This window comes from Stenotrophomonas sp. VV52, from assembly GCF_002893095.1.
In the GTDB taxonomy this organism is placed as follows: Bacteria; Pseudomonadota; Gammaproteobacteria; order Xanthomonadales; family Xanthomonadaceae; genus Stenotrophomonas; species Stenotrophomonas aracearum.
Window position 1 is genome coordinate 23,194 of the sequence record NZ_PKQQ01000023.1, and the last position, 11,140, is coordinate 34,333.

The following is an 11,140-nucleotide window of genomic DNA, read 5'->3' on the forward strand; positions in this document are numbered from 1 at the left end:
TTGGGGTTCCGGTGGGCACCTACTTTGGTAATGGGATCAATGAATTAGGACTAGTACCAGAGAAGAAGGCGCCGCCTGGCTGGATCATGCACTCCAGATTTCATGAGGACGTTCGGATGCTCAACTGGCCGGTCAGGTGCGCTGTTGTCGCGGTGGTGTTGCAGTGCGTGGGGTGTACCGACGCGGAAGCGGCTCCCTACCTTGTCACCGAGTCGGCGTTCATCGAGCGCGACGGCATCTCGTCTCAAATCGCTGATCCGCTGTTTGAATCCAGCGCGCTTTTCTCGCAGGCGCTTGCGAAGATGCGCGAAGACGAGAAGAAGAGCATCGAGGCGCAGGATCTCACCAGGCATTACCGAAGTGCGCTGGAACGTGCCGTGGGAACGCAGGGCGTTGTCGAGGATCTGACTTGCGGCCTGAGTCTCTGCATGGGCGCAGTGTCTGCCGGATCGCACGCCGATCACGACGCGTGGGCCGAGCGCCTGTATGAACACCCCGATGCCGTGAGACATGTGATCCTCGGGACAATTGAGCGTGATGGTGATCGGCTCGAGAGCCGCTTCCTGTTCTCAGCGGATCCGGCCATCAAGGCGATCATCCTGCCGCCGAAGCGCGACACGGGGCGGCCAGCACGGGCTGAGACCCAGCCGGTGGGCGCGCTTGCGTCCGGTTCCTACCTTCCCACCGAGTCGGCATTCATTGAGCAGGACAGTCTCTCAGGTGGAAGGTCCGACGAGGTACTGAAAGACCCGGCGCTGTTCTCGAAGGCGCTGATGAAGATGCGTGGCGACGAGATAACCCGTCTGGATGCGCAGAACCTGGCTCTGCATCATCGATCTGTTCTGGAACGCGCCGTGGGAAGCGAAGGCTTAGTCGAGGATCTCACCTGCGGCCTGAGTCTCTGCATGGGCTTGGTTACCTCCGCATCTCGGGCAGACCACGATGCCTGGTCCGCTCGCCTGGCCAAGGATCCTGCCGCTCGGAGATACGGCGCCGTCCACCGGATCGAACCAGTGGGCGATCAATTCCAGAACCGGTTCGTGTTCTCGGCAGATCCTGCTATCGCATCGGTCATCATGGATCGTTAGATGGCAGTCACCGCAGCGCCCGCCGATCCGGACATTCCTTCGGATCGAACATCCGTAGGTGCGCATGATCTCGAGATTGGTCACGGCTCTCCGATTACCCTGCGATGCAGCTTCGCAGTACCAGCCGATGCGTGCGTTCGTCTTTCTGCACGCAAATGCCTCTTTCAGCCGACGGGGCCGCGGCTGTTCGGGAACTGGATGAGGGAGTCGCGGCTGGGCCTGATAAGGTCTTCATTGACCGCGTTGCTGATTACGATCTGCAGCCCTTGGTCGGCAATTTCATAAGACCCGTTGACGCCGGTCGGCTCCAGAACCTGCGCCGCTGTCAGCCGCCGAATTGCTGTCTGGACCCGGGAGGTCGGTGGTGCGGCGTCTTCCTGCATGAGCTTCCGAACGAACTCTCGAGCTTCCTCCGTGTACACCGATTTCTGACCGCTGATGGCCAACCAGATGATCACGGCAGACTCTACATCCGCCAGCGAGCTGAACCACTCTGCATACTCGTTTTCGTACTTGGACCTGTGCCACTCGAACACGGCGCCGTCCAGGTCCGCATCACCTTTGACGAGAAGAATCCGGGTGATTTCATTCAAGAACAGTGGTGTGTAACAGAGCCGGGGAAACAGACGCTTCAGCGCATCGCGATCAACCTTTATCGATGCAACCGCGTTGAGGTAGTCCGCCCGCGAGTCCACGAAGTTGTCCCCCAGATTGGGCAGCGTCACCGACTCGGCGGAGCGGAACAGAGGTGCTTTCGAGCGATTGAAAAGCCTCATCAAACCGTCGCGGGAGGAACCGGTGAAGAACACGCTGAGGCGACCCTCAACATCCTGCAACGCTGTCCTGAACGAGGCAACAAAGTTGTCTGAGCTCTTCTTCGCCAATGCCTGGAACTCGTCGAGCACGATCAGCGAGTGGTTACCTCTTTCTGCAATTACGTGCAGAGCGTTGGCCAGGCGATTCTCAAGGCTGGCCTCTGGATGCTGGGTCGGCCCGCTCGCCGGCGACCAGCTTCCCTCAATGTCTACGCCTGGCACTTTGAGCGTGGCGCGAAGCGAGGCCAGGCTTAGTGGGCGGGTCAACGGGCTGCGGGACGACGTTGCGTAGGCAACCGACTCCAATCCCTCCACCAGCCCAAGCTCAGGGTTGTCACGGTTACGCCATAGATCAACCCGAGCGGCAAACCATCCCGCCTCGTGCAACGCTGGCAACAGGTCGTGACGAACGAAAGACGTCTTTCCATGCCGACGCGGAGCGAACAACGTGACATTGGCGCCCGAGAGCAGCAGCCGCGTAACGCTCTCCAACAGATCGGGGCGCGCGAAGTAGGGAAGAGTGGTCTGCAGGGACATGGATGACTCCATTAGCGAGCTTTTCGCTGTTTCGCTAATCTTAGCAAATTTCTGCTAATCCATGCCCTGCTTGACTTTGACGCGAACGAAAGGGTTGTTCTCACGAAGCCATGAGATTCTCGCCCCGCTTAGTCCACGAACACCTTCGCCCAATCATCGCGCACGCTTACTACCGGCCAACCGCGTTCGGCGGCCAAGGCGACCGCTTTCTCAGCGCCGGAGGTATAAGCGATGTCGCGAACGTCATCATCGTGCGTGACCAGCAGCGCCAGTGAGGCCCCTTCGCCCTGGGTGGCGAACTGCAGCATCGGGATGTCGCCATTGGAGTTCCCGGCGGCGAAGATCGGGCGGGCGCCGATGCGGCTCCAGATGCGTACGACTTTATTGGGGCCGTCGTCGAATACCTCGAGCTTGGAGGTGTGGACCAGCGTGCCGATGCCGTCCTTCTCGCGGTACTCCAGCACCACCGAGGTGCCGACCACGCGTTCTGGGGGAATGCCGTACAGCGACTGGGTGATGGGCCGCATGAAGTCGCGGCCGCCGCCGGAGACGATGTAGCTGGTGAAGCGATTGGCTTCGAGGTAGCTGAGCAGCTCGCGCATGGGCGCGTAGGCGGTTTTCAGGTAAGGGCGGTCGAGGGCGGGGTTTCGGGCGTTGAGCAGGAACTGCAGGGCTTTGGCTGAGAAGGCTTCTACTTCATCGTCTACGTAGGCGGAGAGCAGGCCTTCGGCGGCCTCTTTGAGCAGGGTGTCGTCGCCTTCGTAGTGGCGCGTGATGATGCTGCCCAGCCAGGCCTGGTCTTTGCCGTATACGGCCTTCCAGGGTTGCTTTTCGCGCAAGGCGGGGTCGGCTTCGGCCTGCTCGGCGATGCGGCGGAGCAGGAAGTCGACCTGGATTGGCATGGGCTTTTCGCACCAGAGGCAGCCGTCGTTGTCGAAGACGGCGATGCGTGCGGCCGGGGCCACATACTCGGGGCCGCCTTCCTGGGTGACGCGGGCTATGAAGGCGATGATGGATTGGCGGGCGTGGCCGGCGTTCCAGCTTTTTAGGAGGCCTTCGTGCATGGTGGGGTCGCGGCAGTTCCTGGTGGGGAAATGCTAGCGCTGGGGCGTGGTGGGGGCTTGCGAGTAATCACTGATTGGGGGGCAGTAGATTTACTGGCTTCGGTTTGCCACGCAGGGCGTGGCACTACCGTATTTGCGGCTTTGGATTGCGTGGGACACGCGTGGCGTGTCGCTACGCGGCTGCACGCGTCTACGCGTAGTGACACGCCATGCGTGTCATCACCCCACCCGGCGCCGCAACTGCATGATGGCTTCGGGCAATTCGGTGCGCATCTGTTCGCGCAACGCGTCGGCCACCTCGTGGTATCGACGACGTTGGATGAAGTAGCAATACAAGAACAACCCGAGGATCAGCAGCATCGGCCATGTGGCCGTCGCCACCATCGGCATCGCCACGCATAGCACCACGAATCCCAAGGTCATCCAGTTGCAAATGCCTTCCACCCGCACTTGGTTGCGCCTGGCATCTACCGTCACCAGCCCACGCATCACCGGGTAATAGCGCCCGGAAACGGCCAGGAAGAAGCTCTCGCGGAATGCCATGCGCCCATCAGGCAGTGCGCGGAACACCAGTGGAATCCACTCCTGTGTAGCCACGTCGCGCTCCAGGCAGTTCAGCACCAGCCGTTGACGCATCTCCGCCGTCGCCGGAATGCGCTCGCTGAACAACCGGATGCCCAGCCCGAAGTAGAGCGGGCTCCATACAAGCATGAGCACGATCTCCACCACCATTACCGCAACCATCGCGTAGAAGAAGACCATGCTCGCGTCCTTACTCGACAGCAGTGGAAGTGGGTAGCGCTACACCCTTCGGCCACAGCAGCCACAGGTTGCCCTTCTGCTTCATGTCGCCAGCCAGCTTGCCGGCCGCGTCGCCGGTGCCCCAATAGAGGTCCGCACGCACTTCGCCGGCGATGGCGCCGCCGGTGTCCTGCGCGGCTACCGGGCGCACCACCGCGCTGCCGTCCGGGCGGGTGGTGGAGAGCCACAACAGGCTGCCTAGCGGCACCACGTTGCGGTCCACCGCAACGCTGTAACCGGCGGTGAGCGGCACGTTCAAGGAGCCGCGTGGGCCTTCGTCGCCCTCCGGGCCCTTGGTGAAGAACACATAGCTCGGATTGCTGGCCAGCAGTTCGGGCACGCGTGCCGGGTGCGCATTGGCCCAAGCGCGGATGGCGTCCATGGTGACGTCTTCCTTCTTCAGCTCACCCTGCTCCACCAGCCAGCGCCCAATCGGGCGATACGGGTGGCCGTTCTGGTCGGCGTAGGCGATGCGCAGCTGGCGGCCGTCGTCCAGGCGGATGCGGCCCGAGCCCTGGATCTGCAGGAACTGCAGGTCCATCGGGTGGGTCAGCCAGGCCAGTACCGGTGCCTTGGCACCCTGGGCACTGATCTTTGCCGAATCGTCGTAGGGCCGGAGCACCCGTCCCTCCACGCGACCGCGCAGGCGCTTGCCCTTAAGTTCGGGGTAGAGCTCATCGAGTTGAACGCTGACCATGTCGCTTGGCACGCCGTAGACCGGAACCGTGGCCTTGGCAGTGCGGGTGAGGCTGCCGGTGTAGACCGGTTCGTAGTAGCCGGTGATCAGGCCGTCGGCGCGGTGGCCGCCGGCGCGAAGCGCGTAGACCTGCAGGTTGTCCTGCAGGAACTGGCGGATCGCTGCCGGGGTGTTCTGCACATTGGCGGCGGCGGCGCAGGTGGAGGCCCAGACCGCATCGCTCTTCAGGCGCGGGCAGGCGCTGCGCCAGGCTGCGAAGCCGGCCTCCAGGTCAGCATCGGCAACCTGCGGGAGCGCCTTCCAGTCGGCCTTGGCATAGGTGCTGGTCGGCGGGGCGGCGGTTGGCTTGGTTGGAGGAACGGTGCTGCAGGCGGTGAGAAGGGTCAGGCCCAGCAGGGCGAAGGCAGAATGCTTGGTCATGTCACCGGGTCTGTAGCAGCAGCGAATGCAGAATGCGGGCGTCTTCCGCGTCGAGGGTGGCCGGCAGGTCGTCGCGGCCTCGGAAGCGGCGGTGGAACGCGCCTACGGTAGCAGCGCGGTCGTCCAGTGCGTAACCGAAGGCCTGCAGGCCCAGCCACGGATCGAAGCCTTCGGGCGCCGGGCCATCGCTGGCGCGCGGCCACATCCCGAATCCAGCCTCGGCCAGTTGCTGCCAGGGGAAGTATCGGCTGGGGTCCTGCTTGCGGGCCGGTGCGAGGTCTGCGTGGGCGATGATCTGGCTGCGCGGGATGTCCAGGCGCGTGCACAGGTCAGTGAGCAGGCGGATCAACGCAGCGATCTGGTCGGGCGCGAACCGGCTGTTGCCATCGTTGTCGATCTCGATGCCGATCGAGGCCGAATTGAGGTCGGTGATGCTGCCCCAGCGGCCGCCACCGGCATGCCAGGCGCGCAGGTTGTCGGCCACCAGCTGGTAGATGTGGCCATCGGACCCCACCAGGTAGTGCGAGCTCACCCGGCCGCCGCTGTTGGCGGTGCGCAGGGTGTGCAGGCTCTGCTGCACGTTGTCCTGGTCGGTGTGGTGCAGCACGATGATGACCGGGCTGCGTACGTTATGGTTCGGCGACGGCACCCAGGTGGCCAGCGGGCTGCGGATGTCGGTACTGGTGGCGCACCCGGCGAGCAGGGCGGTGGCGAGCAGCACGAGCGGGAGTCGGAATCGGCGCATGGCTTGATTGTGCTTCATAAGCCGCCCCAATGCGTAGAGCCAGGCCCTGCGAGGCCACCGACGACGCAGCCTGCAATCTCACGACCTGATAAATGAAACGTTGTACAGGAACATGGAAATGACAATGAGTGCCAAGGCGACTTCCCAAGCGCGTGCCCATTTCAAGTCCCTCATTCGCGCTATCAGGATGCAACACAGCACCGGCAGTGACAGTGTGGCAACTACGCCCGCCAGTCGAACCCAGTCGCCGTACGGAGCGGATAGTAGTTCTGCCGCCAGTCTAGAGCGTCGATTCCAATGGGAATAGGCTGAGACTGACTCCACCAGAAGGCAGAGCAGCCATAGGGAATGGTACAGCCATTCCAAAAGCGTTCGTTTGGCCTCACCCATTTCGCCCCCGGAATTCTTCAAATCAGACTCCAGCCTGCATCACAAAGGCAACCCACAGGTGATGTCTTGTAGGGCGGACCTTGTCCGAAGAGTCGTACACCGGTGATTGCCCGTCTCGGCCTCCGTCATGTAGTCAAGGTCTTGAAGCTGCCGCGAGACTTCGATGGAGGCGCACGATCCAGCATCCACAAGGAATGCTTCCAAGGAACCACGATCGACAACGTAGTGACGTATCGAATTGCCAACACCGTGGTAGCTAGCAGTATGGCCACTTGCCAAGAACATCACCCTCACTGCGCGCACGATCGCTTTCCGCAAGGGTCGCATGGGCTTTTTCCAGCCAGTCGCGCCACTCCGGCGATTGCCTGTTTGGCGGCTCGCCGACTGCAGCGGATCCGAGAAGATCCATGACATGAACTAGAGGAAGATCGCCACCCCGCAGCTCATAGAGGCTGTCGAGAAAGGTCGTCATCGTCCGGTAGGCCTCGCCTAGAGTCAATGCAATAGTCGCATTTGGTTCACCGTGTGTGACCTCGGCATCACTAGAACCACGAGCCAGTGGCCTTGCCTGACCAAATGCCGCGACCCAATCGCCCCACATCGCAGGGTCATTGGGCGTTCCGTCTTCCCACAAGTACGACATAGCGCCGGACAGAACGTCCACCAACGTGTCTTCGCCGCCTCCCCTTTCACCGTACGCCTGCAGGAATGCCATCATTACCTGGTAAGCATCTTCAGCGGACAAGCGGCCATCTAGATGATGCATCATGTTTACTTTCCGACTGGGGAAGGCTCATGAGCCATTCCGAGCCTTTTGTCGCTCGCAGGTCGTTCCTATAAGGCTCGCCGCACCGTTGGCTGGTTGTACGCTTACCGTCCCGTGTATATGCGTGTCGACTTCCTGACAGACACCGCAGCCGTCCTAGCAACCGAATTCCAGTTGCTCATTGACGGCCCCCAGACCTCATTGCAGTCGAAATCGGATTCAGCCTTCAGGCATTGGCACCAGGAACCGTAGTCCGGACTGGTCCCTGACCGCGTAGACGGTCTCCAGCTGGAACGACAGTACAAAGTTGAAGGGCTGGGACGCCGCATAGGACCGCACGAATTCAACGATGTCCGCCAAGCTTTCATGAAGATTGTCCGCTCGGTAGTGAAAGGATCCACGGACGCCAACGCGCCAATCCACTTTCAAGGAATCGACTACTACTTCTTCTGGTGAGGAGTCATACCGGAACAGGAACTGGCAATGCGACCGATTGAAGAAGCCTGTGGCAGCACCGTCCACTGGTTCCATCTGGATGTCCATGGCCGTCAAGGTATCTGATATGCCTCGCATGCTCGCGCCCGCCTCGATCTCAATCCACATTGTGAGACTCATTGGACACCTTTCATCACGGTAATTTCTCCGTTTTTCATGATATAGACCGCCCTGAGTCCTGGGACGGGATTAGCCCGAAGGACCCCTTCCAGCTGTGAGATCGTAATAACTGAATCCTGCAAGTTCACCACTATGGTGGGCGCCTGCTTCTCTACCTTACCTCGAATTGACATGAGGACCGAGATCGGGCTATTGGTGATCGGTGAGAGGACATCGGCGATCTGACCATTGATCTTAAGATCGGGATTGGCCGCGTTCTTCTTTGTATTGGGCAATTGCTCAACGTTCTCACCATACTTTGCAAGTGCCACCGCCGCCTCATTCTGCCTATCGATCGCGCGCACTTGGTCCGCATGCGCATTCCTTGGCGGCAACTCCGGCTGCCCTGTCAGATCCCCACTTGGCGCTTTAGTGCTGGTACCAGCCTCGCTATCCGCCGCCCAGCTCGCTATTGGTGGGCTCTTTGCCTTAGCAAGATCATCAGCAAGTCTCCAAGGAAGCTTTATGTGCTTGATGAGGTTACCACCAAGGAAACCGCCGGCCTCGCCGAGTGCCATCCCAGACCACATGAGCCTTTGAGTTGTTGCCCACTCTGCACCTTCTACGAAACCCGCCTCTGCCCACCGACCTTGATCTTTCAGAAGCAGCTGGAGGTTTGCTTTCAGCTTGAGCTCATCGTACGGGCCGATCTGGTCGCTGGTGCCGCTGTAGAGCACAGACTGACCGAAGCTCACTACGGAGTTTGCAATCAACTTGATGTCGCCCCAAGCAGATGCCTGCCCATCTGCGTAGGAGTAGCCGGCCAACTGCCCATACCCAAACAACTCGCGATTCAGGTCAGTGGGCTGGCGGTTGTTGGCCCCAATGCTGTCAAGGTACTGGGCTACGACAGGGTCAAACCTTGCGTCGTACAGCGCATTCAGGTTGATCGTAGGATCTTTCAGCTCAGTAGTGGAGCTGACAAAAAACGCGTGACTTTTCCCGGTGGAATCCTGGTAGGTGAGGCCTTTCGACATGCTGGAAAGGAACTCACTGGTGAGCGGATCTTGGCCAAGTATCGCCGACCAGCTATTGTCTTCCTTTGAGCTGGCAAACCGGTTAAGGCTGGAACGCGCCTCCTCCGCGGTCAATACGACGCCGTGACTTGCCATGAAGGCAATGTAGCTATCAACCGTCTCCTTCTTGGCCAGGAATTTGACCTCGGACGGGTGCAGAAGCCGGTTGTTCTCCACCGAGTTCTGGGCAATGTTTGATCCCAGCGCTGCGCCAGCAAGCCCGTTGCCGCCGGCCCCGCCAGCAATCGCCCCTACAGCCTGTGACAGTGCGAGAACGGTCTGCTTCTGTTGCTCGGTGAGATTCGAGAGACCCTCCGGGTACAGATAATCGGCGATGTACTGCGCCGCAACTTCCCCAGCACCAGCAGCAAGTGCTCCATTGCCAGCGCTTCCTCCATTTGCCTCTGCCAGGAGTGCACCCAGTACGGCGTGGGAGAGGAGCTGCATGACCGCATCTGGATCCTTGCCGTGGTTGGTGTCGAATCGGTCTCCGATCAGCGCGGCGGCATACGGAGCCAGCGCGTTCGATACCACCTGGCCACCGCCTTGGCCCGCAACGCTTCCTACAATCGCCGTCGTGACCGCATCCAGGGCGCGGCTGTATTCCCCGCCCGTGCCCCACTTGAGAGCTTCACGATACTCCTGACTGGCATTCTGCAGGTAGCCCGCTTTGCCATTACTGTCCAGCTTTGAGTAGTTGGCCCACTCTTCGGCATTGTTCTTTTTAAGGCTCTCTTCAAAGGCCTGCTTTGCCTGCTCGCTCTTATAGGCGAAGACGTCCCCCGCCACCTGCTTGCTGGTAGCCACCACCGTACCCGCAGCCGACGACATCGCCTGCTGTTCCTGCATCAGCTTCTGCAGGTCCGGCAAGGTGCTGATTGCTTCATGCGCCTTGCTGGCGTCGGTGTTCACGCCAAGCTCTGCAGCGGTGACCTTCTTGCCTCCGATGGTGATGTTGCCCTCGGTCAGGGTGGCGTAGGTAGTGGAGCTGTCGCTGCCACTGCTGGTCATGGGTACGCCACCGCTGAAGTTGCTGCCGTCTGCGTTGCCGAACTTTCCGTTTGCTACGTTGCTGCCAATATCCTTGAACTGACCAGCAGCGTTGGGCGTGGCAGCGGGATTGCCATTCGCGTCAGTTGCCTTCTCCCCGCCTGATCCGAATCCACCACTGATGCTTGCCGAGCTCGCCCGGTAGTCCATCTCGTTCTTGAGATCGGTGAAGGTGAAACTCTCGGCGGTCAGCTCACTGTTGGCTCCATTGGTGCTGGCAATGGCACCACCAATCAGGTTCACATGGCCGGCATCCACGTGGTAGCCGCCGTCCCCGGCAAAAAGCCCGGACTGCTGGCCCACGCCCTTGTAGCTGCCGTTGGCCTTGCTGGCACTGGCGTAGCCGCTGGCATCCCATGCGGTGCCAATCGAGACCTGTACGCGTCCGCCGAACTGGCTGTCCTTGGACATGCTCTCGGCAATGTCCTGCAGCGATTCGATTGTGAGCGTGCCGCCGGTCTTGACGTCGATGCGGTCTGCGGTGGCCGTCGCGCCACGCAGGGTGGCGTCGCCCTCGGCCTTCAGCGAGATGTTCTGGCCGGTGAGCGTGGTGTTCTGCCAGGTGCTGCTGTCGGAGTTGGATTTGCTGCTGCCGACGCTGGCTTCGGCATACACGTACACACCGGTCTGCGCACCCACCGAGACGCCTACGCCCACTTCGGCACCGGCGTTGTTGCTCTTGCTCTTGTCCTGCAGGTGCGCCTTGCCGGCCTCCAGCAGGATGTCGCCTGCCGAGTCCAAGGCCAGCGTGTTGCCTGCGCTCAGGTTACCCTGCACCACATGGATGTCGCCGCTGGTGCTGGTCAGGTTGACGTTGCCGCCACCCTGGATGGTGGAGCCGCGCGAGACGGTGCTGCTGCCGTCGGCACTGCTGCTGGAGGACTTGAAGCCGATGCCGGCCTCGGCACTGAACAGCGCACCGCTGCCAGCACCCTTGGCCGCATTGGCGATGGGACTGCCGGCCTGGTACGCATTGGCACCGGCTGCCATGCCCTGCATCGCCTGCAGGCGTCCATCGGACTGGCGGGCAGCATCCACGTTGTTGACCAGATCAATGAACGGCGACTTGACCCGCGCGAACACACCAATCTTCAGGT

9 protein-coding genes are annotated in these 11,140 nt (G+C 61.1%); 1 reads left to right on the forward strand and 8 read right to left on the reverse strand.

Annotated elements, in window-relative coordinates:
* Positions 1 to 116 precede the first annotated feature (116 nt).
* A complete protein-coding gene (locus C2U58_RS19375) occupies positions 117 to 1,088 on the forward strand; it encodes a hypothetical protein (protein ID WP_102947300.1) in 972 nt (323 codons plus the stop codon).
* Between the two features lie 164 nt (positions 1,089 to 1,252).
* Here the strand turns inward: C2U58_RS19375 and C2U58_RS19380 are convergent, their stop codons facing one another.
* The 8 genes from C2U58_RS19380 to C2U58_RS19410 all read right to left on the reverse strand — a co-directional run bounded on the left by C2U58_RS19380 (position 1,253) and on the right by C2U58_RS19410 (position 11,126).
* Positions 1,253 to 2,440, reverse strand: a complete 1,188-nt coding sequence (locus tag C2U58_RS19380; RefSeq protein ID WP_102947301.1) for a hypothetical protein — start codon at positions 2,438 to 2,440, stop codon at positions 1,253 to 1,255.
* Between the two features lie 128 nt (positions 2,441 to 2,568).
* Positions 2,569 to 3,504, reverse strand: a complete 936-nt coding sequence (locus C2U58_RS19385) for an HAD family hydrolase (RefSeq protein WP_102947302.1) — start codon at positions 3,502 to 3,504, stop codon at positions 2,569 to 2,571.
* A 219-nt stretch (positions 3,505 to 3,723) separates the two neighbouring features.
* Positions 3,724 to 4,266, reverse strand: coding sequence for a hypothetical protein (locus tag C2U58_RS19390; protein WP_102947303.1), 543 nt, complete (start codon positions 4,264 to 4,266; stop codon positions 3,724 to 3,726).
* A gap of 10 nt (positions 4,267 to 4,276) precedes the next feature.
* Positions 4,277 to 5,422, reverse strand: a complete 1,146-nt coding sequence (locus C2U58_RS19395) for an MltA domain-containing protein (protein WP_102947304.1) — start codon at positions 5,420 to 5,422, stop codon at positions 4,277 to 4,279.
* 1 nt (position 5,423) lies between these two features.
* A complete protein-coding gene (locus tag C2U58_RS19400; protein WP_102947305.1) occupies positions 5,424 to 6,167 on the reverse strand; it encodes an N-acetylmuramoyl-L-alanine amidase in 744 nt (247 codons plus the stop codon).
* 646 nt (positions 6,168 to 6,813) lie between these two features.
* Positions 6,814 to 7,326 carry a hypothetical protein gene (locus C2U58_RS19960; protein WP_146033503.1) on the reverse strand — a complete coding sequence of 171 codons (513 nt, stop codon included), beginning with the start codon at positions 7,324 to 7,326 and terminating at the stop codon, positions 6,814 to 6,816.
* A 216-nt stretch (positions 7,327 to 7,542) separates the two neighbouring features.
* Positions 7,543 to 7,926 (reverse strand): hypothetical protein, encoded by a 384-nt coding sequence (locus C2U58_RS19405; RefSeq protein WP_102947306.1) that lies wholly within the window; start codon positions 7,924 to 7,926, stop codon positions 7,543 to 7,545.
* An 8-nt stretch (positions 7,927 to 7,934) separates the two neighbouring features.
* The gene (locus C2U58_RS19410) at positions 7,935 to 11,126 is read right to left on the reverse strand and encodes a hemagglutinin repeat-containing protein (RefSeq protein WP_253256791.1); all 3,192 of its coding nucleotides are present in this window, start codon (positions 11,124 to 11,126) and stop codon (positions 7,935 to 7,937) included.
* Positions 11,127 to 11,140 lie beyond the last annotated feature (14 nt).